The sequence below is a fragment of the Variovorax sp. KK3 genome, assembly GCF_001984055.1.
Lineage (GTDB): Bacteria > Pseudomonadota > Gammaproteobacteria > Burkholderiales > Burkholderiaceae_C > Variovorax.
Genome location: NZ_LYVO01000077.1, coordinates 12,865 through 36,174, shown reverse-complemented (window position 1 = coordinate 36,174; position 23,310 = coordinate 12,865). Strand labels below are relative to the sequence as shown.

The following is a 23,310-nucleotide window of genomic DNA, read 5'->3' as shown; positions in this document are numbered from 1 at the left end:
GCGCAGCGGTGCGGGCGTTGTTGAGGATGAGCCCGCGCGCGGAGACGTCGAACTGGTTGTAGAGGTTGCGGGAGACGCCCGAAGCCGAGGGCGTGCGGATGTTCACGAGCGGCACGCCGTTGGGTGCCGTGAGCACCATGGGCCGCAGGTTCGCGGGCGCGCCGGGGGCGCCGACGATCTGGGCCGAAGCGGGCAGCGCTGCCAACGCGCCAAACGCGCCAAACGCGCCAAACGCGCCCATTGCAGCCGCCACCAACGGCGTGGCCCCGACCTTGCCCATGGCCCGCGCAGTCTCCTGCACGACCACCTTCGAGCCCCGCGCCGCGTTGACGACGACGCGATGAAATCGCTTGTTCAAATTCCTGGCCTCCCTTGCCATCGCAAGGGGACCCAAATCGATCCCTGATGCCCGATGCTCGCTGCGTCAGCGAGACGGCCGTCTCATCCCCGTTGCGGGGCCGGATTCTCGATCAACATCGCTAAAACTGAATCTCGTTTTTTGTCGCAGCCCCGAAGGCCTGCTCACGGCTGCGTTCGGCGTGCTCAGCCGCGTTGGCCGGCGCCGTCGGTGCCCGCTGGCCACTCGAACACGGCGCGAACCGGGCCGCCGGCCTTCACGTCGATCTGGCGCTCGAGGGTCTTGCCCGACAGCGTGGCGAGCACGCGGTAGCGGCCCGGCGCCAGGTCCATGAGCATGAACGGGCCCTTGGCGGTCACATGGTCCAGCACGGCCTGGCCGTTCGCGTCGATCACGCTGACGTCGACCTTGGCGGCGTACTCGGCGCGCTGGCCGTCCTTTACCGAGAACTCGAGGCTGGCGGGCCAGCGGCTGATCGAATCGCGCATGAGCGTGGCTTCGTCGCTGCCGATGCCGCCGCTCACGTATTCGATGCCGTTGCTGACGTGGATCTTGGGCAGCGACTGGGCTTGCGCGCCGCCGGCCGCCAGCAGCATCGTCGCAGCGGCTGCGGCCGAGAGTGCCGCATGAGCCAGGAAGCGCATGCCGCGCCGCTGTTGTATCGAGGAAGTGAAAGTGGAAGCGGAAGAGAAGTACATGGATTGCTCCTGTGAGTTGAGGTGCCTCCATGGTCGGCTTTGCAGGGGTTCGCTTGTTGGCGGCCTGTCCCGTTTCATGCCGCACCGTCCCGCACGCGAATTCATCCGACAGGCATGAGACGCAGGGTCCACAAATGAGATGGTGCGATCACACGCAAGGGCCGCCGATTCCTACGATTCACCCATCGTTCAACCACCTTATCGAGGAGTTTTTCATGGGCATCGTTCTGGCCTTCGCGCCTTTCATCGGCTTCGCACTGGTCGATCGCTTCGCCGGCTCGTTGGCAGGCCTGGCCACCGGCGCTGCGCTCTCGGCCATCCTGATCGTGCGTGACGCGCTGGGCGCGGGGCGTTCGGTCAAGCTGCTGGAGATCGGCACCTTCGTGCTCTTCGCCGGCATGGCTGCCTGGGCCTTGCTCGGCGATCCGGGCTGGTCCGTGATGGGCGTGCGGCTGCGCGTCGATGCGGGCTTGCTGGCCATCGTGCTGGCCACGATGGCACTGCGCCGGCCCTTCACGTTGCAGTACGCGCGCGAGCAGGTGCCGCCGGAGCACTGGAACACGCCGGGCTTCCTGCGCACGAACATGGTGATCAGCGGCGCCTGGGCGCTGGCCTTCGTCGTGATGGTGCTGGCCGATGTGGGCATGCTGCTGATGCCCGAGCAGCTGATGCGCGTGGGCATCCTCGTGACGATCGCCGCATTGATCGGCGCGATCAAGTTCACGCAGTGGTACCCGGAGCGGACCGTCGCGCAGCGTTGATCAAGACAGGGGAGAAGAGGAAGACCAGAAAGAAAAGCGGGAACAAAAAAAGCCGGCCGTCATTGCGACGGCCGGCTTTTTGCGTTTCGGTTCAGTAACGCACGCCGCGGTGGTATTCGTCGGCAATCGAGATCTCGTCTTGCGCCTGGCGGATCAGGTCGATGGCCCGGCCGGCATGGCCGCCGAAGGTGGGGCCGTTGACCTGCTGTGCGCCGCGGATGTGGTTGATGGCCACTTGCAGGGCCTGTTCGGCATTCTCGAAGTTGGGATGCGATAGCGCGAATGAGGTGGCGCAGGCAGTGAGCAGTGCCGTGGCGGCGACGCCGCTGAAGAAGGCAGTGAACGGTTTCATGAAGCTATTCCTTGAAGGGTTGGTTGATGACCTGGTCACTGTAGGTTTTGCGGGGCGGGCGATGTGGGTCTCGCGTCCCATGTCTTGCCCCGGCGTCCCGCATCGCTTCGTTTCCGGCGCAAGCGCCAGACACCCGAACAAGACATGGGACGCGAAGGCAATTCGGCAACGCGCCGGCTGCCTAGCATTCATCCATCCTTCAACACACCGCACAGAGGTCACCATGACATCGATCCGCAGCTTCTCTTCTTCGCCCCTGTCCGCAGCACGCGGGCTCCTGCTCGTGTTGGCGCTCGCCGCCGGCCTGACAGGCTGCGCGAGCTACGCGCCCCCGGGCGGCCCGCAGCCGGGTGCCATCGAGGTGCGCCAGGGCGTCATCGAGCAGATCAATGCGAGCCAGCTGCAGGGCCCGTCGCATGCCGGCGTGGGCGCCATCATCGGCGGCATCGCGGGCGCCGGCCTCGGCAACCTGATCGGCCGCGGCAACGGCCGCGCGGTCGCCACCGTGCTGGGCTCGCTGGGTGGCGGCTTCCTCGGCAACGAGATCCAGCAGGCCGACTTCGACCGGCCGCTGCCGGCGCAGCAGGTGGTGGTGCGCGTGGACAACGGCGTCATCGTCGCGGTCACGCAGCCGGTGAACCCCGCGCTGTACCCGGGCATGCGGGTGTACCTGGAAGGCTCCGGCGTCAACGCGCGCGTGGTGCCGCGTTGAAACGGCGCAGCGCCTGAAAGCCACCCCATGAACCGCCTTCCCATCGCCGACCGCGGCTTTCGCGCGGCCGACATCAAGACCCTCTCGCTGTCGTCGCTCGGCGGCACGCTCGAGTACTACGACTTCGTGATCTACGTCTTCTTCGCCGGCGTGATCGGGTCGCTCTTCTTCCCGGCCCACATGTCCGACGGCGCGCGCCAGATGCAGGCCTTCGGCATCTTCGCGGCCGGCTACCTGGCGCGCCCGTTCGGCGGGCTGGTGTTCGGGCACTTCGCCGACCGCCTGGGCCGCAAGCGCATGTTCAGCCTGTCGGTGCTGCTCATGGCGCTGCCCACGCTGCTGATCGCCTGCCTGCCCACCTTCGAGCACATCGGCTGGTGGGCGCCCGCGCTGCTGCTGATGATGCGCGTGCTGCAGGGCGTGGCGGTCGGCGGCGAGCTGACCGGTGCTTGGGTCTTCGTCGGCGAGCATGCCCCGCGCCGCCACTACGGTCTGGCGCTCGGCACCATCACGGCCGGGCTGACGGGCGGCATCCTGCTCGGCAGCCTGGCCGCCTACGTCATCCATGCGCACTACGGCGACGCGCAGGTGCGCGACTTCGCGTGGCGCATCCCGTTCGTGCTGGGTGGCGTGTTCGGCCTGGTCACGGTCTACCTGCGTCGCTTCCTCGAGGAAACGCCGATCTTCAGGGCCATGGCCGCGCGCCGCGAGCTGGCCCGAGGCGTGCCGCTGATGACGGTGGTGCGCGAACACCGCGGCACGCTGCTGTACCTGGGCCTGCAGACCTGGGTGCTGTCGGCCGCGGTCGGCGTGGTACTGCTGCTCGGCCCCACCTTGCTGCAGAAGCACTATGGCGTTGTTGCCACGGAATCGCTGGCGGCCAACTCGCTCGCGACCTTCTGCGTCATCGTCGGCTGTGTGCTCGCCGGCTGGGCCAGCGACCACGTCGGCGTGCGCCGCGTCATGTTCGTCGGCTGGCTGGGCCTGGGCATCGCCACCTGGCTGCTGTTCTCCGGGCTGCCCAACACGCATGCGTGGCTGCTGTGGCACTACGCGGCCGCGGGCTTCTTCACCGGCAGCATCGCGATCGTGCCGATCTTCGGCGTTCGGGCCTTCCCCGCGGCCGTGCGAGCCACGGGGCTTTCGTTCGGCTACAACGCCTTCTATGCGGTCTTCGGCGGCCTCACGCCGGTGCTGGTCACGGCCCTGATGGGCTGGGACCGCATGGCGCCGGCGCACTACGTCACGGCGTTGTGCGTGCTGGGCGCGGCGGCGGCCTTGGTGCGGCCGCAGAGCGCCCACCCCACGGCACCGAGCGCGGCGCCGGCGCGCGCCTGAGGGACGCGCCATGCGCGCCAGCCTGATCTCGATCGGCGTCTTCACGCTCACGGTGGCGGCCCTGCACCTGGGCAACCGCCTCGCGGCGAGGCTGCCCTCGCATCACCTGGCCGACGATGCACGGCACGTGGCGCACGTCGGCATCGGCATGCTGGCCACACTGCTGGCGCTGGTGCTCGGCCTGACCATCACCTCGGCAAAGCACGCCTTCGACGATCGCGGCGCGGAGGTCGTGAAGGTCGCGTCGACAGCGGTGCTGCTCGACCGGGCGCTTGCCGGCTACGGCCCGGCGGCGCAACCGGTGCGAGCGGAACTGGCGCAGCTCTTCGCCCAGATGCGCGCGCGCGTGGACCACCATGCGCCCAGCGGCATCCTGACCGCGCCGCATGCGCCGATGGCCAACCTCGCTGCGCTCACGCAACTGCAGCATGCGGTGCTGCAGCTGAAGCCTGACGACGAATCGCAGAAGTGGTACCAGGCGCGTGCGATGCAGCTGTCCACCGACATCGCGCTCGACCGCGTGCTGCATGCCGAGAGCGGCGACAGCTCGATCCCGCCGGCAGTGCTGGCCATCGTGATCGCATGGGTGCTGCTGATCTACCTGGGCCTCGGCGTGTTCGGCGCCGACAACGCGACAGTGAAGGTCACGCTTGGCGTCTGTGCCTTCGCCTTCGCGTGTGCGCTCTTCATGGTGATGGAGCTCGATACGCCTTATGCCGGCGTGATCGGCGTGTCGACCGAGCCGTTGACGACCGCGGCGCGGGCGCTCGGCAACTAGCGCGCCGAGCGCGGTGGCCTTGCGCTGCGGGCAAGGCGACCTTGCCGAGTTTTCAATTCACGCCGCGCACGCGCGTGCCTACAGTCGGCGGAATCCGTTATGCGCATCGTCACGACGAAGCGCGCCCTACATCGAAAGGATTCCGGGATGAAGCAGATGTTCATCGGCGGCCGTTGGCTGTCCGCGCGAGACGGCCGCAGCCTGCCCGTGGTGTCGCCCGCGGACGGCGAAGCCTTCGAGCAGATTCCGTTGGCCAGCGCCCACGAGGTCGACCTGGCCGTGCAGGCCGCGCGGGCCGCGCTCGACGGTCCCTGGGGCCGCATGAATGCGACCGAGCGCGGCCGCATCCTGATGAACATCGGCCAGGCCGTGCTGGCGAACGAGGAAGAACTGGCGCAGCTCGAAGCGCGCGACACCGGCAAGCCGCTTGCCACCGCACGCAACGACATCAAGGTGCTGGCGCGCTACTTCGAGTTCTACGGCTCGGCCGCCGACAAGGTGCATGGCGAGACCATTCCCTTCCTGGCCGGGCACCAGGTCAGCCTGGTGCGCGAGCCGCTCGGCGTCACGGCGCACATCATTCCGTGGAACTACCCCGCGCAGATGCTGGGCCGCACGGTGGTGCCCGCGCTGGCCATGGGCAACGGCACCGTGCTCAAGCCGGCCGAAGACACGCCGCTGTCGGCCTTGCGAGTGGCCGAGATCGCTGCCGCCGCGGGCTTGCCCGACGGCGCTCTCAACGTGATCACCGGGCTCGGCGAAGAGGCCGGTGCCGCGCTGGCCGCGCACCCGGGCATCGATTTCGTTTCCTTCACCGGCTCGAACGAAGTCGGCACGCTGGTGCAGCAGGCGGCCGCGAAGAACGCGGTCAAGTGCGTGCTGGAGCTGGGCGGCAAGTCGCCGCAGATCGTCTTCGAAGACGTCGACGCCGAGCGCGCGGTGCCCATCATCGTGCGCGCCATCATCCAGAACGCGGGCCAGACCTGCACTGCGGGCAGCCGGCTGCTGGTGCAGCGCTCCATCTACGACGGCTTCGTCGCGAAGGTGGCCGAGGCCTTCTCGAAGGTGCGCGTGGGCACGCCCGCCATGGACAAGGATTGCGGCCCGGTGATGAACCCGGCGCAGCTCCGGCGCGTACAGCGCTACATCGACGAAGCCCGTGCAGCGGGCGTGCCGGTGCTGGCCGAAGGCACGATCGAACCCGGCGTGCCGTCGACCGGCTACTACGTCAAGCCGACGCTCTTCGGCCCGGTGCCGCGCGAGCATGCGCTTGCGCGCGAAGAAGTCTTCGGCCCGGTGCTGGCCGTGATGCCCTTCGACGACGAGGCCGATGCGATCCGGCTGGCCAACGGCACCGACTACGGCCTGCTGGCGGCGGTGTGGACCGAGAACGCGGGCCGCCTGCATCGCGTGGCCAAGGCGGTGAAGGCAGGCCAGGTGTTCATGAACTGCTATGGCGCCGGTGGCGGTGTGGAGTTGCCCTTCGGCGGCACCAAGCGCAGCGGGCATGGGCGGGAAAAGGGGTTGCTGGCGTTGGAGGAACTGAGTACGACGAAGACGTTGGTGCATTACCACGGGTGATGCTGGTGGGTTGTTCGAGGGCACCAGGCGCATCCAACACGCGCAGCGCCCAGAACCCATCAGCTCAAGGCGCCCAGGTCCGATAGCCTTTCAACGCCTCCAGATCCGGCACCGCCCCCAACCCTGGCCCCGTCGGCACCGGCACCCGCCCATTCGTCACCGGCAGCAGATCGCCCACCACGGCCTCGCGCCCCACGTTCGGGTGGCAGTCGAATTCCAGCAATCCCTCCCCACCGGCTGCCGCCAGCAGATGCAGCGAGGCGAGCACCGACACGCCGCCGCCGAAGTAGTGCGGGCAGTAGCGCTTGCCTGCCGCCACCGTCTTGCGCGCGACTTCCCAGTTGCCGCTGATGCCGCCCCACTTCGTGACGTCCGGTTGAATCACCTGCAGCACGCGTGCACCGATGGCCGCATCGAACTGCGCGCCCTGCAGGTTCTCGCCGCCGGCCAGCGGTGTGGTAGATGCGGCGGCCAGTGCCTGCCAGTCGGACACCGGCGCGTCGACGCGGATCGCCTCTTCGAACCAGCTGAGCTTCAGGTCTTCGATGGCCCGCGCGAAGGCGATCGCGTCCTGCAGGCCATGCGTCTGGTTCGAGTCGCAGGTGAGCACGGCGTCGGGCCCCAGTTCCTTGCGCATGGCGCGCAGGTTGCGCACGTCGACGTCGTGGCCGAAGCCGGTCTTGAGCTTGAAGGCGCGGTGGCCTTCGGCCTGCCGCGCGGCGGCGAAGCGCTCGGGTTCGTCGGGGTTGATGCCGGTGGCGTAGACCGGCACGCTGTCGACATCGCGCCCACTCAGCAGCCGATGCAGCGGCTTGCCCTCGCGGCGCGCGACCAGGTCCCACACGGCGATGTCGATGCCGGCCACCGCTTGCGCGATGGGCCCGAGCTCGCCGGTCTGGATCACCAGCACTTCGAGCTGCTTGCTGAGCTGTTCGAACAGGTGCTGCGGCGAATCGAAGGACTTTCCGACGATGCGCTCGCTGAAGTCCACCACCAGCCTGGCCCGATGCTCGGCACCGACGGCGGGCCAGTTGGCCCAGGCCTCGCCCCAGCCTACGTTGCCGTCCTCGTCCGTCACGCGCACGAGCACGAAAGGCCGGTCGCGAAAGGTGCCGAAGGCGACCTTGATGGGGCTCAGCACGGGCACGCGGTAGGCGAAGGCTTCGATGGAGGCGAGTCGAATCGGTGTCATGGGTTCTCAGTGGTCTTGCGATGTGGGGCCTGCGAGTGCGAAGCGCGGCTCGGCCACGCCGCGCACGCCGACGTCGAAGGCGAGCAGGGCGCCGGCGAGTGGATGCGCTTCCAAGTCTTCGGTGCTCATGTTCTGGCTGGCCGTGGTCACGTACAGCACGTCGAGCGCCGGCCCGCCGAAGGCGCAGCAGGTGGGCCGCGGCACCGGCACGGGCACGACGCGGTCGATGCGGCCGTCTGGCGCGTAGCGCACCAGGCGCGCGGCATTGAATTCGGCGTTCCAGAGAAAGCCCTCGGCGTCCACCGTCGAGCCGTCGGGAAAGCCCGGCGGCTGCGTGCGGGCGATCACGCGCTCGCGGCCAATCGTGCCGTGCCGGCCGTCGTAGTCGTAGGCGTAGAGCTCGTAGCGCAATGAATCGGCGAAGTACATGGTCGCACCGTCGGGGCTGAAGGCCAGGCTATTCGGAATGCACACGCCCTGGCGCACGGCGCGCAGCGCGCGGCCTTCGAGGCAGTAGAGCACGCCTTCCGGCGCACGCGTGAGGTTGTGCATGCTGCCGACCCAGAAGCGGCCCTGGCGGTCGCAGCGGCCGTCGTTGAAGCGGTGCTCCGGTGGCATCGGCGGCGGCTCGACGAAGGACTCCAGCGCGCCGTCGCGCCGATCGAACAGCGCGATCTGCTGCGGCAGGGCGACCAGCAGGCGCCCGTCCTCGACGAGGGCGATGGAGCCGACCAGCGCCGGCATCGGCCAGCTGCGCACCACGCCGCTGGCAGCGTCGAGCCGGCGGATGGCAGGCGCGCGGATGTCGACCCACCACAGGCAGCCGGCCGGCGCGTCCCACAGCGGACTTTCGCCAAGGACGTCGCGCTGCGTTCCGATGCGCATGGGCGGGTTCATGGGCCCATCGTAGGCGTCGCGGCTCGGCGGGCGGAATCTGCTTTGCGGCAACCGGGGGTTCGAAGCCCGGCAAGCCCCGGGCTGTCCCGCACTTCGCTTTGTGCGAAGAGCGGGTTGCCGAACTTCCAATTCCTGCGCGCGGGCACCGGCGCCTAGCATTCGCTGCCAGTCCAGGAACCCAGAGCAAGAACGCGGAGCCCAGCCGATGACCATCGCCACACCGATCCCCGGCGCACGCAGCCCGGATGCCCAGCACCTGTTCAAGGGGCTGGCGCCGGCATCGCTCTTTTCGCTGGAAGGCCGGGTCGCATTGATCACCGGCGGCGCCGGGGGCATCGCCTCGGGCCTGGCCCGCGGCTTCGCGGCAGCGGGCGCCACGCTCGTGCTGTGCGACCGCACCGATGCCGTGCACGAGCGCGTGCAGCAGTTCCGCGAGGCCGGCGCCGATGCGCACGGCCTGGTCTTCGACGTGACCGACGCCGATGCGGTGGCGAGCGCGGTGCAGGAGGCGAGGGCGATCCGCGGCACCCTCGACATCGTGGTCAACAACGCCGGCGTGATCGTGCGCACGCCTTTCCTCGAACTCACCCGCGACGAATGGCAGAAGGTGATCGACGTCGACCTCACCGCCTGCTTCCTGGTGGCGCAGCAGGCGGCCCGCATCATGGTGCAGCAGGGCAGCGGCCGCATCATCAACATGGGCTCGATCATGAACCACGTGTCGCGGCCGCGGCTGGTGCCTTACGTGACGGCCAAGGGCGGCGTGTCGGCCTTCACGCGCGCGCTGGCGGCCGACCTGGCCGGCACCGGCGTCACCATCAACGCGCTGGCGCCGGGCTACACCGCCACCGAATTCAGCCAGGCCAACGACAAGGAGTTCAACGCCTTCGTCGCCGACTGGACGCCGGCCAAGCGCTGGGGCAAGCCTGAGGACATCGCCGGCGCGGCACTGCTGCTGGCGTCGGACGCCGGTGCCTACATCAACGGCCACACGCTCTACATCGACGGTGGCTTCCTCTCGGTGACCCGGTAGTCCCGCATGGAGCGCACGATGCAACTGACCAAGGCTCCACCGGCTCGCACGGCCTCGCCCGTGGCAGCGGGCCATGGCCCCGTGCGCCGCATGATGCGCCAACGCTGGTTCGTCGCGCTGCGCACCTTCGCGGTGTTCATCGCGCTGTGGTGGGCGATGTACCTCTGGAACGCCAACCCGCTGCAGTTGCCGTCGCCGCTCGCGGTGGTGAACGCGCTGTGGGACCTGGCCGCGAGCGGCGAGATGCTCGACCATGCCAGCATCAGCGCGTCGCGCCTGCTGCTGGCGCTGGCCATCGCGATCGTGCTGGCGGTGCCGCTGGGCTTCTGGATGGGGCTGAGCCGCACGGCCGAGGCCTACATCGATCCGCTGGTCGAGATGCTGCGGCCCATCTCCGGCATCGCCTGGCTGCCGCTGGCGCTCTTCATCTTCGGCATCGGCAACACGCTGCCGGTGTTCATCATGGTCTACGTCGGCTTCTTCCCGATCCTGCTGAACACCATCGCGGGCGTGCGGCAGGTCGACCGCAAGCTGATTTCGGCCGCGCAGACCATGGGCGTGAGCCGGCGCGCGATGCTGCGCCACGTGCTGGTGCCGGGTGCGCTGCCGGTGATCATGGTGGGCATCCGCCTCGCCTTCGCGGCGTCGTGGGCGGCCATCGTCGCGGCCGAGCTGATCGGCTCGCCCAGCGGCCTGGGCTTTGCCATCGAGTGGTATCGGCAGCTGCTGATGACGCCCAAGGTCTTCGGCTTCATCGCCGTGATCGGCCTCGTGGGCTACCTGTGCGACGTGGCGCTGCGCGCACTGCAGCGCAAGCTCACCCCGTGGTCGGAAGGAACGGAGCTGTCATGAACACCCTGGCTCTTGCAACGCAGGCACCGCAGACGCGCTGGCAGAAGATCGTGCGCTTCTGGGCGCTGCCCGCCGCACTGGTCGTGCTGTGGCAGCTGTGGGCCCTGACGCTGCCGGCGAACAGCCCGGCGCCCACGCCCGTGGGCGTCGCCAAGGCCGCCGTGGACCTGGCGCTCAACGGCGGCCTGCTGATGGCCACCGTGCAGAGCCTCGGACGCGTGGTGGTCGGCTTCGTCTGCGCGATGGTGCTGGGCGTGGTGCTCGGCCTGCTGATGGGATCGAGCCGCGCGGTGCGCGACAACCTCGATCCGCTGATCGAGAGCTTCCGGCCCATCGCGCCGATGGCGCTGCTGCCCGTGGCCATCTTGTGGTTCGGCACCGGCACGCCGACGGCGCTGGCGATCGTCAGCTACGCGGCTTTCTTCCCCGTCGTCATCAACACGGTGCACGGCGTGAGCCGGGTCGACCGCAAGCTGGTGCTGGCCTCGATGACCATGGGCGTGCCGCGCATGACCATCCTGACGCGCGTGATCCTGCCGGGCGCGGCGCCCAGCATCCTGCTGGGTTCGCGCCTCGCGATGGGCGTGGCATGGACCGCGATCATCGCCGCCGAGCTGGCCGTCGGCTCCAAGTCCGGCGGCGGCGCTTCGGGCGGCATCGGCCAGATGATGTTCGTGTTCTACGCCTACAACATCAACATGAACTCCATCGTCGTCTGCATGGTGGTGGTGGGCATCGTCGCCTTGCTGATCGACCGCGTGTTCCGCACTGCCGAGCACCACCTTCTTCCTTGGAGACACTGAGATGACCTCCCCCAAGCTGCACCTCAAGGGCATCACCAAGAGCTTCGTCGCGCCGCGCACGGGCCAGCAGACGCTGGCGCTGGCCGACGTGTCGCTCGACATCGAAGACGGCGAGTTCATCTGCATCGTCGGCCCCTCGGGCTGCGGCAAGTCGACCGTGCTGAACCTGATCGCCGGCCTCGACACGCCTTCCGCCGGCGTGCTCGAGAAAGACGGCAAGCCTATCACCGGCCCGGGCGCCGACCGCGGCGTGATGTTCCAGGACTACGCACTGATGCCCTGGCAGACGGTGCAGGACAACGTGGGCTTCGGCCTGCGCCACGGTACGCCGGGCAAGCCCTTCACGCCGCAGCAGCGCGAAGAGCGCATCCGCCACTTCGTGGAGTTGGTCGGGCTCAAGGGCTCGGAGAAGAAGTACCCGCACCAGCTCTCCGGCGGCATGCGGCAGCGCGTGGCACTGGCGCGGCTGCTTGCGAACGGGCCCGACATCCTGCTGATGGACGAGCCGCTCGGCGCGCTCGATGCGCAAACGCGCTTGATCCTGCAGATCGAGCTGCTGCGCATCTGGGGCCAGACCGCGCCGCGCTCGGAGCGCAAGACGGCGATCTTCATCACCCACGACATCGAGGAGGCCGTGTTCCTGGCCGATCGCGTGGTGGTGATGAGCAGCCACCCGGGCCGCGTGCGCGCGGTGCTCGACATCGACCTGCCGCGCCCGCGCGACGAATCGGTGCGGGCCAACCCGCGCTTCGGGCAGCTCAGCGAACAGATATGGGGCCTGATCCGCGACGAGGCCTATCGCGCCATCGGCGGCGCCGACGAGCCACGCAGCGAAACCGCCGACGCCGCCTGAGCGCCCGGTCCACCAATACCTGAAAGGAGACTCGCCATGTCCCGTCCTCTGATCCTCCCTGCCGCGCCATCGCTCTCGCGCCGCCACCTGGTGGTGGGCGGCGCCGCGCTCGCCGGCAGCCTGGCCATGCCCGCCTACGTACGCGCGCAGGGCTCGAAGCAGCAGCTCAAGCTGTCGATCGGCCGCATCCCCTGGGCCGCGGGCAATTCGCCCATGACGCAGTACATGATCAACAACAAGCTGCTCGAGAAGCGTGCCGCCGACTTCGGCTACGACCTCACCATCGACTGGCGCGAGTACCCGACCGCGCTGCCCATGGTCGAGGCCATGGTGGGCAACAACCTCGACATCGGCATGTGGGGCAACACGCCCATCATCCGTGCCATCTCGTCGGGCCTGCCGATCAGCCCCATCGTGGTGGGCGAAGGTCACCTGCGCTTCCTGATCACCACGCGCACAGGCTCGCCGATCAAGAACGCGCAGGCGCTGAAGGGCAAGACCATCGGCGTGTCGCTGGGCGGCGATCCGCAGAGCGCGCTGACGCAGATGCTCAAGCACGAGCTGGGCGTGCAGGACGTGGTCAAGGAAGCCGGCATCCGCTACGTCAACATGCCCACGCATGCGCAGGCCGCATCGGTGCCCACCGGCGTGGATGCGACCTGCACGATATCGCCGGCCTTCTATGCGGCCCAGGCCTCGGGCACGGTGGCGATCATGAATTCCTTCGGCCAGACCGAGGACTACTACGAAGGCCCGGCCGGCAAGGGTGCCGGCATCCTGCTGCCGTCGGTGAAGAAGTCGCAGTTCTACCCCGACGGCTACTACCTGCACCGCTCCTTCTGGATCGGCCGCAACGCGCTCATCGAACAGCATCCGCAGGCGGTGACGGCCTTCATCGTCGCCCAGCAGGAAGCGGTGGCGGCACTCACCGCGATGGACGCGGGCGCCGTGTCGCAACTGGTCAAGGACTACTGGAAGCTCGACGCCACCCAGGGCGCCAAGGTGGTGAAGGACGACGTGCTGTTCTCGCGCGGCTGGTCTTGGCCTACCGAGAAGGATGCACTCGCCATCCTCGAATCGTCTCGGTACATGGCCGAGAACAAGCAGATCGAGAAGGCGCTCGACTGGGCCAAGGTGCGCACGCAGTTCCAGCGCACTGCGCCGCTGGTGAAGGCGGCCTACGACAAGCTGGGCAGCAAGCCCGCCGCCGCGGAATTCACGCGCACCGACGTGGCCGACCTGCGCGGCCGGCCGGTGTGGGAAATCGACAAGTGGGCCAACCCCGCCTGAACAGGTCCGAACGGGCTTGCAGGCCGGACGGCCTCGTCTACTGATCAACGAACGGAGTGAACATGAAAGTTGGATTCATCGGCATCGGCGTGATGGGCGGTCCCATGGCGCTCAACGTGCTCAAGGGCGGCCACGAGCTGACCGTCTTCGACCGCAGCCCGGAGGCGGTGGCGCGCCTGGTCGAAGCCGGCGCCAAGGCCGCGGCCACGCCGAAGGAAGTGGGCGCGGCCAGCGACATCGTCGTGACCATGCTGCCCGAGCCGCAACATGTCGAAGCGGTGGTGCTGGGTGACGACGGCGTGGCCGCAGGCCTGCGCAAGGGCGGCATCGTGATCGACATGAGCACCATCGACCCGCAGACCTCGCGCCGCGTGGGCGACACGCTGCGCGAGCGCGGCATGGAGATGGTCGACTCGCCCGTGGGCAAGACCTCCGAGCATGCGGCCACCGGCACCTTGACGCTGATGGTGGGCGGCAACCCGGCAGCCATCGAGCAGGCCATGCCCGTGCTCAAGTGCATGGGCACCGACACCTTCTTCTGCGGCGGCCCGGGCACCGGCCACGCGATGAAGATCACCAACAACCTGCTGGCCACCACCATCATGGTCGCCAACACCGAGGCGCTGGCGATCGGCATCAAGTCGGGCCTGACGCTGGAGCTGATGCAGGAGGTGATGCGCACCACCATGGGCTGGAACCAGCAGCTTGCCGTGGCCATGCCCAAGAAGGCCTTCCTTGGCGACGACAGCCCGGGCTTCGCCGTCAAGCTGGCCTGCAAGGATGTGCGGCTGGCTTGCGACCTGGCCAAGAACCTGGGCTTCGACGCGCTGGTGGGCCGCGGCGCGCAGAAGACGATGGAGCAGGCTATGGAGCAGGGCCTCGGCGAGCGCGACACCGCTGCGCTGATGTTCGTGCGAGAGAAGCAGCTGGGCATCGAGGTACGGCAGAAGCCGGCGGAAGTACCGCGCAAGGCAGCTTGACCCCCGACCCGCGGGAGCGCACCATCCCGCCCTCACGAAAGGCTGCATGACCCATTCGCCCCGGTGCTCCCGACGCTCGCGTCGACACGCGGTCCTTCTGGCCCTCGGTGCCGCGCTGTGCCTGCCGGCCGTCGTGTCGGCACAAGCGTGGCCCTCGAAGCCCATCAATATCGTCACGGCCTATCCGCCGGGCGGCGTGGCCGACCAGATGGCGCGCGTGTTGGCCACCGAGTTGTCGAAGCGCCTGGGGCAGCCGGTGACGGTCGAGAACCGCACGGGCGCCTCCGGCATGATCGGCGCCAACTACGTCGCGAAGGCGGCGCCCGACGGCCACACGCTGCTCATGGCCGCGATGGCCGAGATCGTGTTCAACCCCTACATGCACGAGCGCATGGCCTATCGGCCCGACAAGGACCTGGTGCCGGTCGCAATGACCGTGCGCTACCCCTTCATGCTGGTGGCGAACCCGGCCTTGCCGGTGCGCTCGGTGGCCGACGTGGTCGCGCTCGCCAAGAAGGAACCGGGCCAGCACACCTACGCGACCGCGGGCAATGGCTCGGTGCAGCACATCGCCATGGAGATGTTCGCGCGCACGGCCGGCATCCAGCTGCGCCACATCCCGTACAAGGGCGTGACCCCGGCGCTGACCGACGTGCTGGGCAACCAGGTCTCGATGATGTTCGCCGGCTTTCCGCCGGCCATGACGCACGTGAAGGCCGGCAAGCTCACGCCCATCGGCCTGTCGACCAAGTCGCGCCTGCGCGTGGCGCCGGACATCCCCTCGGTGTCGGAGACGCCGGCGCTGAAGGACTACGACTTCCCCGTGTGGGTCGGCCTCTTCGCACCGGCCGGCGTGCCGGCAGAGGTGCTCGACCGCATCCACCGCGAATCGGTGGCGATCTTCGCCATGCCGGCCGTGCGCGCGGGCGTCGAGGAGGCAGGCATGACCGCCTCCGACGAATCGCGCGCCGCGTTCGCCGAGTTCGTGAAGGGCGAGTCGGCGAAGTACGGGCGGATCATCAAGGAAGCGGGGATCAAGGACGAGTAGGGTGCACGACCAATCCCGTCTGTACGCGACCCCTTTCCCCGGTCCGTCGCTTGACGCTGGGTCTGCACCACTGAAGAATCTGCGGCGTCGGCCGGTTCGGCCGCTTCCCCCACCGCGCGATGATCGAGAGCACACCCTTGGACGCCGCTGGTCAACGTCGACATCTCACGCTGCTGTTCATGGATTTGTGCGCGTCGAGCCGCTTGGCCGAGCGTCTGGAGGCCGAGCAGTTCGCGGCGGTGCTTGCGACGCTGCGCCGTGTGTGCCACGACGCCGTCGAGCGCCAGCGGGGCCGCGTGGTCCGCACGCAGGGCGATGGCGTACTTGCGATCTTCGGGTTGCCGGCACCGGCCGAAGACGACAGTTTCCGCGCGGCGTCGGCCGCGCTCGAGGCGCAGGAGGAGATCGACCGCGCATGCCGTATTCCGCTACCGGACGACCTGCGTCCGCTCCAGCTTCACTCAGGCCTGCATGGCGGCGTCGTGCTGCTGGCCGACGGCGACATCGAGCGCGGCCGCTTCGACATCGTCGGCGACGCCCCCCATACGGCCGCCAGGTTGTCGCAGTTCGCTCCAGCCGGCGCCGTGCTGGCCGACCTCGATTCGCTGGGCTCGCACGCCAAGCACTTCGTGACCGGTGCGCAGACCCAGCTGAGCCTGCCGGGCAGGGCGGCACCTGTGCGCGCTGCCGCGATCACCTCGCGGGTGGCGGCCGCTCCCCGGCTCGACGCCGCGGTGCGCCCCGGCTTGACGCCGCTCGCCGGGCGCGCCGACGTGCTGATGGCATTGGCGACGACGATCTCCGGTTCGGCTCGCGCCAGCGGCCGGCGCCGTATCGACCTGATCGGCCCGCCCGGCGTGGGCAAGAGCCGCTTGCTCGACGAGTTGTCGGCGCTGCCCCAACTGGCCGGCTGGAAAATGCTGCGCGGCCATTGCGCCGACCAATCGCGCTCGCGGGCCTTGCATCCGTTTGCCGAGATGCTCGAAGGCTTGGGTGTGCCGGCGGCGCCGGACGACCTGTACGAGCGACTGCGCGACACGGCTGCGAAGTCGCCGTTGTTGCTGCTGATCGACGACTGGCAATGGGCCGACGATGCGTCGCGCCAGTTGCTCGCGCGCGTGCTGCAGGACGTGGAAGGCTTGTGCGTGGTCCTGGCGCTGCGGCCGCTGCAAGACGCGCCCGAAGGCGTCGACGCAGCAGCGTCCTTCGTGCTGTCGCCCCTGGACGAGCTCGCTTCGAGCCAGATCGTCGAGCGCTGGCTGCCCGCGGCCGATCCGTACACCGTGGCGGCCATTCATCGCCAGGCCGGCGGCGTGCCCTTGTTCGTCGAGGAACTGGCCCAGTCGCGGCTGGCCCGCCGCGGGCTGCTGCGCGATGCGGATCATCCCGGCTGGCTGACGCAGTTGGTGGCCTCACGGCTGTCGCTGTTGTCGCTCGAACAGCAGGAGGTGATCCGCACGGCGGCCGTGCTGGGCAGCGCGTTCCCCCGTCGCCTGCTCGCCACCGTGGGTGGCTGGCGCGAACGCGATCTCGATTGGGCGGCGTTGGCCGAGGGCGACTTCCTGTTCGCGGCCAGTGGCGAAGAAGTGCGGTTCAAGCACGGGCTGACCCGCGATGCCGTCTACGAAAGCGTGGCCCTGCACGAGCGGCGGGCCCTGCACCGGCGCGCCACGCGAGCGCTGGCTGCGCTCGACGCCGCACCCGCGGCGCCGGCCGCCCCCGCAACGCTGGAGGCGCTGGCCTATCACGCGAAGGCGGCGGGGCTGTGGGGCGAAGCCGCCGACTATGCCGAGAGCGCGGCACGGCAGGCGCTGTCGGCTTTTGCGATGGATGTCGCCCGCCGCCATTACCAATCGGCGCTCGACGCGCTGGAGCGTGCCGGGCTCGGGGATGCCGCGGCTGTGCGGCGCTGGTGCCTGCTGGCCCATGAGCTGGGACTGACCTGCATCTTCGACCCCCTGGCGCTGCCCGACGTGCTGCCGACCTTCGAGCGTTGCCTGGAACAGGCGCGCACCACGGGCGACGGCGACCTGGTCGCGCGCTCGGCGTACTGGCTGGGCCACATCTGTTTCGGGCTGGGCCTGTCGCGGCGGGCCGCCACCCACCTGCGCGAAGCGCTCCGGATCGCCACCGACGCCGACAACGGACGCCTGGCCGCGCAGATCCAGGCGACGCTTGGCCAGGCGCTGGCGGCGGCCGGCGACTATGCCGCTGCACTGCCGTTGATGGACAGCGCCCTGGCCGCCAAGCAGCGCGGCGCGCGCAAGGGCAGCAGCGTGGCTGTCGGATCGGCCTTTACCCTGGCCAGCAAGGGCGGCCTGCTCGGTGACCGCGGCGACTTCGTGGAAGCCCAGGCGCAGTTCGACGACGCGATGGCACTGGCCGGCGATTCGACGCACCCCATCGCCAACTCGATCCGCAGCTGGTGGATGGTGGTGCTGGTGTGGCAGGGGCGCTGGGACGAGCTGGCGGAAGTCAGCGCCGAAAGCGCGCGCCGCGCGCACGCCACCCAGGCCCTGTTGCCGCTGGCGATCAGCCGCGCTTGCGAAGGCTACGGCCGCTGGGCCTCCAGTGGCGACGAGGCTGGGCTGAGCACGCTCGCGGCCGCGGTCGAATGGCTGCAGCAGCGGCGCGGGCGCTTCATGACCTCGATCTACCACGGCTGGCTGGTTGAAGCGCTCGCCATGACCGGCGACGCGGCCGGTGCCAGGCGGCAGGCCGCCGCCCTGTTCGCGCGTGCGCGCCAGCTCGACACCTTCGGCATCGGCAACGGCTGCCGCGCGCTGGCGCTGGCGTCGGCAGCCAGCGGATTCCACGGGCCGATCGCACGCTGGATGGCCTACGCCGACCGTTGGGCGGCCGAGCGCGGATCGCGCCGCGAGGCCGCGCTCAACGCGCTGTGCCGGGGCCGGCTCGCGCGCCTGCGCGGCGACCATTCCGAAGCGTTGGTGCAGGGCGCTGCGGCTGCCTATGCGTTCGGGGCGATGGACATGAGCTGGCACGCGAAGTCGGCCCGCGCCTTGGTCGAGGGGATCGGCGGCCTAGACGCTTCCAGCAATCGTAGGCTCAGGGGCCTACGGCCGCAGTGATGGCGATGTCGGCGACTGCGGCCAGCGCGTCGTAGCCCTCCTTGGTCGGGTGCAGCTCGTTGAGCCACCACCGCCGGTAGTTCGTGCCGTACTCCGGCTGCAGTGCAAGCGTGCCGGTCAGGGGCAGGTGCCGTGCGCCCCGTGCGGCGAAAGGCACAACCGCCGCGGCGATCATCGTGTTGAGCTCGTCGATCAGCAGCCGCATGACCGTCCTGCCCTGGTCCAGCGTGTAGAGACTGCGGTCGTTGACCGGATCGAGCCAGGGCGCACCGAAAGGGAAATGGCTGCCATCCGGAATCGGATGGTCATAGCCGTGCACGAGGATCGGGATGGTCCCTTGGGTGGCTTCGACCAGGTTGGCCAGCACGGTATCGAGGCGGCCGCGCAATTGACCGTGCACGAAGTCGGCGACGGCCTGCGGATTCAATGGCGGCGTGGAGCCCGCGGGCGCGGCCAAGTGGTGCAGCGGCGAGGTGGGGAACCAGAGGCCCTGGGGATCGCGGTCGCGCTCGTGAACGTCGTTGCCGCCGCCATCGAGCAGGATGGCGCGCGGCATTCTCTGTCGCACCAGCCGATAGAAGCCGGTGCGCGGTGCCACCGCAGCCATCTCGCGCAGCGTGAGGCCGGCGTCGGAGTACGCCGAGAACCCGGCGGTGTCCCAGCCCAATTCCGCGAGCGATCGTGCAAGGTCCCAATCCAGCGTGGTCAGCGGATGGTTCAGGTTGAACCATGAGTCGCCCCAGCCCAGCAGCGTTCCACGGCTCGTGGCTGCCCGGGCGAACATTCTCGGACCGCCGGCCAGGCCCGCACCATGTCCCGTGACCATGCGCTCGGCGCTGGCGGGGATGGGCGCAGGCGGCCTCGCCCTGTACGCCGGGCTCACCGGGCCTTCGAAGGACAGCAGCCCGTTGAACACCGCAGGGCGCAGCGCCAGCGGCGAGTCGACGATGGCGGACAGGACGCCGGCGATGACGCCCATGGCCGAGGGCATTCCGGGGCAGGCATGGCGCGGTGCGGGCGTGGCCCAGCGATCACCGCCGAAGACCGGCACCACGTCGCGCGCGCCGCGCTCCAGACCTTGCTGCGTGGCCGAGATCAGCCCCAGCACGACGCGGTCGCCGGCATGCACGACGAACGCGCCGCCGTCCGTGGTGGGCAGCACGTGCTCTTCGAGCGAGGTGCGCCAGATGAACTCGGGCATCGGCCGCAGCATCATCGTGCGCGCGATCGGATCGGCCAGCAGCCTCCGGCCATTGGCGGGAGCCGCCAAGCTGTCGGCCGCGGTGCGGGCACGCAGGTCCCAGATAGTCTGGTCGCGCAACCACTCCTCGACGACCCGGCGCAGGTTGTTGTCGGTGGTCGGCACGAAGCCCATGATCGCGCCGGCGATGGTGCGCGCCGCCAGGTCGTAGTCGCGGGTTCCGTCGGGCTGCAGCAACGCGGGGTTGTCGAGCACGGCCCGCGTCACCGGCGCGACGATGCTGGTGTCCGACGCTTGCAGGTAGCGCGTCATCCGGTCGCGCAGATGCTGGCCGTGGCGCTCGGCGATGTCTCGCACGGTGTCGGTCGGTTGTGGCTGAAAGGTGTAGCGCGACGGTGTGTAGAACGCGCCGGGGTAGCGCGCGGGTTGATTCGGCGCGAACGCCCAGCTGAAGCCGTCCGGCGTCAGGTGGCCGCCGGCCGGCGACAGTCCGAACCACGCTTCGAGCAGGCCCGCCAGCACGCGATCGTTGACGTCCCGGATGTCCACGTTGAGTTCCCATCGAGATTCGCCGTAGCCGCCCGCGCGCTGGTCCGCATCGTCGACCCAGCGCTGCAGCAGGGCGCGGGTGAGTGCGCGCGCTGGGGTGTAGCCGTCATCGAAGGTGAGCTGCTCGATCGCACCATTGCAGGCCAGGGCCTGGCGGTCGTACTCGGCACCGGCGTCCAGGCCGAGGAAGATCGGCCCGATGGTGTGCGCGAGCCGCTGCTGGTAGCCATCGACCGTGTAGTGCGCGTCGACGTCGGTCAGCACCTGGCGGACCAGCGCGTCGTCGGCCACCAGCACGCCGTACGGTGTGCGCAGCAGCCCGCCGTGCCCTCGGCGGATCGCCGCCCAGATCGACGCCGTTCGAAACTCGCGGCGGCTTTCGGGGTCTTCGAGCGCGGTCTTCCAGTGGGCCCGTGCGGCATCGGCGCCGGCCTCGGCCTCGATGTCCTGAATTTTCTTGATGGCGGCCAAGCCTTCGGCCACGCTCCAGGGCACCTGCGCCTGGGCAGCACCGGCATTGGCCAGGGCGGCGGCGTCGGCGAGCGTGGCCAGGTGTTCCACGCCATCGAGCGACGGCGCCAGAAAGTAGGCGCCCCAGGCCAGGCGCACCAGCGGCGGTGCTTCGACCCCGAGTTCGTCGTCGCCATCGAGCGGCATGTGAACGATGCTGCCCGCGTTCTCGAAGCGAAAGAAGCGTCGGCGGCCCGCTTCCGCCACGCCACAGATCGCGTCGGCCGCACCCGATGGCGCGCCTGAACTGTTGCCGCCCGCCAGCCAGCGCTGCACGATTTCGAACTGCTCGCCGATGCGCGCGTTGTACGCCATGAAGAACAAGCCCTTCTCAACACCCCCTCCGTCGACGCTGTCCATGTACGACATGCCGCGCCGAAAGAGCCGAGGCGGGCGGCCGCCGGGCAGCGCCTTGACTTCGTTCGCCTGCACGCCATCGCTGACTCGCGGGTTGGCTCGCCGGATGTGGGCGGCGAACGGGCAGACCGAGCCGGCCGGGTCGTCGTCGTAGTTGAAGTCGTTCATGCCGCCACCCGGGAACAGCGGCGTGCCATCGACGTTGCGGCCCATCAGCTTGGCCTTGACGGTGTCGGTCGGCAACCCGGTCGCAGCGACGGCGGCATCGAATGCAGCGACGTCCTGCCGCAGCTTGCGCACCACCAGATAGCTGGCGTCCTGCAACAGCGGCGCGAGTTCGGGCCCGAGCTGAGGGCTCGCGTCGGCCGCGTTGGCATGGCCGACCAGCGCTTCGCCGACGTGTACCTGGTTCGGAAAGAAGAAGGCGTTGTCCGGCGCGAACACCGGGTCGGAATGGCCGTCGGAGTAGCCGAAGTGATCGACTGGGTTGTTGATGTTGTCGAACTGGCGGCGCAGCCATTGCACCGACAAGGGACGCACGCCCGTGCCGAGCCTGGCGAAGCGGACTTTCAGCTCGTCACCGAGTTTTTGCTCGCTGGTGGCGAAAACGCGCACATGCAGCAGGGCGTGCACCGCCTCCAGCGGCACGTTCGGTGCGCCGGGCGGTGGGGGGAGGTCCGGGTGGTCGACGGCAGCGGGCCAGTTCGCCACCGGCAGCGCCCAGCGGCGCGGATGGTTGGCCTGCACGTCGCCCAGCACGCCGGCCCGGCGCTGCATGCCCTGACGGAACTCGATCGGCAAGCGGTCGAGCACGCGCTCGGGGACGCCGCAGGCCCGCAGGCCTTCGAGGCTCAACGTGACGTTGCAGCAATCTTGCCCGTCCACATAAGCGCCTTCGGGGGTCGGCGTGAACTCGCGCAGAAACGCCGCTGCATCGGCCGGAGCGTCGAAGGACACGAGGCAGACGCAGGCCCGCGTGGCACCCTCGACCGCCCGCATGATGCCGGCCTGTGCACGTGGCGGCAGCGTGGGTGCAGCGGAGGGCAGGGGCGGCTTCTGGCGCACGGCGGGCAGCGGGAGCGGCTGCTCCAGCCATTGCAGTGCCTTGCTCAGGCGCTCGCCCGCGGCGTCCCTGATGCTTGCACCGTACTTGATGGGAATCTGCCACATGCGCACGAACTCCGGCAGCAGCTCGTAGGCCGCATGACGCAGCACGTCCCCGTCTGCCGTGCCCGGCGTGTAGAGGTCGGCCAGGCGGTAGACGCCTGCGAGTCCCTGCAGGCCTTGGCGCACGCCCTCGCGTTCTCCGGCAGCCATCGCCTGGGAGGGGCCTTGCGCGAACGGGCCCGACTGCGGATCGCGGTCGTTTCGGATCAGCTCCCACGCGATGTGCTCCGCATCGGTGAATGCAGTCCGGGTGTTGAGCAAGTCCGTGCCCGCCTGGCGTCGCTGAAACCGGTCCTGCATGCGCAGCGCAGTCGCATCGCCCTTCGTCAGCGAAGGCGCACCGTAGTAGAAGGGCGTGTCGATCTGCCGGGACAGCAACCAACGGCTCCAGGCGTCATAGGAATGATCCCAGCCCGTCACGTGGTCGATGGTGTTGCAGAAGATCAGGTCGAGCAGGCGGGCCGCCTTCTGCCAGATCGTCCGCACGTAGGCCTCGTAGGCGCCGTCGAAGTTGACCGACAGGAGAATGCTGCCCGCCTTGCTGGCCTCGTCGGGTTCGAGCACTGCGACACGCAGGGTGTGGATCACGCCCACGCGCTCGACCGCGTCGGAGACGGCTCGGAACAGGTTGTATTCGTGCGCGTTCTTTCGCCCGGAGTGCAGCGCGCGCAGCAGCAACTTTGCGCGGCTGGTATAGGTCACCGCATCGAGCGCCGGCACGAAACCGGGCTTGATGGGCGCGATCACCAGGAGTTCGCTGCTGCCCGACAAGCTCGGTGTGTTGACGACCAGTTCTTTGTGCATGTTCGGCCTCCACCCGTAGGGGCGCCCATGCTGCCATGCCCACTCGCTGCCCACCAGAGGGCGCGACGAGATTGTCTCCACCAAATGGATGAGGCGCGCAGCGCCGT

General features: G+C 69.2%; 19 protein-coding genes. 13 read left to right on the top strand and 6 right to left on the bottom strand.

The annotated features are described in order from the left end of the window. Both B0W80_RS27615 and B0W80_RS27610 read right to left on the bottom strand, forming a co-directional pair. Positions 1 to 379, bottom strand: a 379-nt coding sequence (locus B0W80_RS27615; RefSeq protein WP_143684805.1) for an ESPR-type extended signal peptide-containing protein, incomplete at its 3' end; no start/stop codon positions are given. Positions 380 to 543: 164 nt separating this feature from the next. After that, a complete protein-coding gene (locus B0W80_RS27610; protein ID WP_143684804.1) occupies positions 544 to 1,056 on the bottom strand; it encodes a carboxypeptidase regulatory-like domain-containing protein in 513 nt (170 codons plus the stop codon). Between the two features lie 215 nt (positions 1,057 to 1,271). Here B0W80_RS27610 and B0W80_RS27605 point away from each other — a divergent pair, with 215 nt between their 5' ends. Beyond that, positions 1,272 to 1,817, top strand: coding sequence for a hypothetical protein (locus B0W80_RS27605; protein WP_077002357.1), 546 nt, complete (start codon positions 1,272 to 1,274; stop codon positions 1,815 to 1,817). Positions 1,818 to 1,908: 91 nt separating this feature from the next. Here B0W80_RS27605 and B0W80_RS27600 read toward each other — a convergent pair whose 3' ends face one another. Then, entirely contained in the window at positions 1,909 to 2,169 is a 261-nt protein-coding gene (locus B0W80_RS27600; protein WP_077002356.1) for a hypothetical protein, read from the bottom strand. A 223-nt stretch (positions 2,170 to 2,392) separates the two neighbouring features. On the opposite strand from B0W80_RS27600, the gene B0W80_RS27595 reads away from it, so the two are divergent. The 4 genes from B0W80_RS27595 to B0W80_RS27580 all read left to right on the top strand — a co-directional run bounded on the left by B0W80_RS27595 (position 2,393) and on the right by B0W80_RS27580 (position 6,578). After that, complete coding sequence (locus B0W80_RS27595; protein ID WP_083745676.1) at positions 2,393 to 2,881, top strand: glycine zipper 2TM domain-containing protein; 489 nt, start codon at positions 2,393 to 2,395, stop codon at positions 2,879 to 2,881. Between the two features lie 27 nt (positions 2,882 to 2,908). Further along, positions 2,909 to 4,219, top strand: a complete 1,311-nt coding sequence (locus B0W80_RS27590; RefSeq protein ID WP_077002355.1) for an MFS transporter — start codon at positions 2,909 to 2,911, stop codon at positions 4,217 to 4,219. Positions 4,220 to 4,229: 10 nt separating this feature from the next. Beyond that, positions 4,230 to 4,997, top strand: coding sequence for a DUF4239 domain-containing protein (locus B0W80_RS27585; RefSeq protein WP_077002354.1), 768 nt, complete (start codon positions 4,230 to 4,232; stop codon positions 4,995 to 4,997). A 147-nt stretch (positions 4,998 to 5,144) separates the two neighbouring features. Beyond that, on the top strand, positions 5,145 to 6,578 hold the full coding sequence (locus B0W80_RS27580; RefSeq protein ID WP_077002353.1) for an aldehyde dehydrogenase family protein: 1,434 nt from the start codon (positions 5,145 to 5,147) through the stop codon (positions 6,576 to 6,578). 64 nt (positions 6,579 to 6,642) lie between these two features. On the opposite strand, the gene B0W80_RS27575 is transcribed toward B0W80_RS27580, so the two are convergent. Together B0W80_RS27575 and B0W80_RS27570 are read right to left on the bottom strand one after the other, a co-directional pair. Then, positions 6,643 to 7,770, bottom strand: coding sequence for a mandelate racemase/muconate lactonizing enzyme family protein (locus B0W80_RS27575; protein WP_077002352.1), 1,128 nt, complete (start codon positions 7,768 to 7,770; stop codon positions 6,643 to 6,645). Between the two features lie 6 nt (positions 7,771 to 7,776). Continuing rightward, a complete protein-coding gene (locus B0W80_RS27570; RefSeq protein WP_077002351.1) occupies positions 7,777 to 8,667 on the bottom strand; it encodes an SMP-30/gluconolactonase/LRE family protein in 891 nt (296 codons plus the stop codon). A 205-nt stretch (positions 8,668 to 8,872) separates the two neighbouring features. Between B0W80_RS27570 and B0W80_RS27565 the strand changes: the two genes are divergently transcribed. The 8 genes from B0W80_RS27565 (at position 8,873) to B0W80_RS27530 (ending at position 18,615) form a co-directional block, all read left to right on the top strand. Further along, a complete protein-coding gene (locus B0W80_RS27565) occupies positions 8,873 to 9,700 on the top strand; it encodes an SDR family NAD(P)-dependent oxidoreductase (protein WP_083745675.1) in 828 nt (275 codons plus the stop codon). An 18-nt stretch (positions 9,701 to 9,718) separates the two neighbouring features. Next, on the top strand, positions 9,719 to 10,552 hold the full coding sequence (locus B0W80_RS27560) for an ABC transporter permease (RefSeq protein ID WP_077002350.1): 834 nt from the start codon (positions 9,719 to 9,721) through the stop codon (positions 10,550 to 10,552). Next, entirely contained in the window at positions 10,549 to 11,355 is an 807-nt protein-coding gene (locus tag B0W80_RS27555) for an ABC transporter permease (RefSeq protein ID WP_077002349.1), read from the top strand. Before B0W80_RS27560 ends, B0W80_RS27555 begins: the two co-directional genes overlap by 4 nt. A gap of 1 nt (position 11,356) precedes the next feature. After that, positions 11,357 to 12,208, top strand: coding sequence for an ABC transporter ATP-binding protein (locus B0W80_RS27550; protein ID WP_077002348.1), 852 nt, complete (start codon positions 11,357 to 11,359; stop codon positions 12,206 to 12,208). Positions 12,209 to 12,244: 36 nt separating this feature from the next. Continuing rightward, the gene (locus tag B0W80_RS27545) at positions 12,245 to 13,498 is read left to right on the top strand and encodes an ABC transporter substrate-binding protein (RefSeq protein ID WP_077002347.1); all 1,254 of its coding nucleotides are present in this window, start codon (positions 12,245 to 12,247) and stop codon (positions 13,496 to 13,498) included. Between the two features lie 62 nt (positions 13,499 to 13,560). Further along, the gene (locus B0W80_RS27540) at positions 13,561 to 14,478 is read left to right on the top strand and encodes an NAD(P)-dependent oxidoreductase (protein ID WP_077002346.1); all 918 of its coding nucleotides are present in this window, start codon (positions 13,561 to 13,563) and stop codon (positions 14,476 to 14,478) included. A 46-nt stretch (positions 14,479 to 14,524) separates the two neighbouring features. After that, on the top strand, positions 14,525 to 15,526 hold the full coding sequence (locus B0W80_RS27535) for a tripartite tricarboxylate transporter substrate binding protein (RefSeq protein WP_077002345.1): 1,002 nt from the start codon (positions 14,525 to 14,527) through the stop codon (positions 15,524 to 15,526). A 137-nt stretch (positions 15,527 to 15,663) separates the two neighbouring features. Next, positions 15,664 to 18,615, top strand: coding sequence for an AAA family ATPase (locus B0W80_RS27530; RefSeq protein ID WP_179107039.1), 2,952 nt, complete (start codon positions 15,664 to 15,666; stop codon positions 18,613 to 18,615). On the opposite strand, the gene B0W80_RS27525 is transcribed toward B0W80_RS27530, so the two are convergent. Then, a complete protein-coding gene (locus B0W80_RS27525; RefSeq protein ID WP_077002343.1) occupies positions 18,593 to 23,203 on the bottom strand; it encodes a Dyp-type peroxidase domain-containing protein in 4,611 nt (1,536 codons plus the stop codon). The genes B0W80_RS27530 and B0W80_RS27525 overlap by 23 nt on opposite strands. Positions 23,204 to 23,310: the final 107 nt, after the last annotated feature.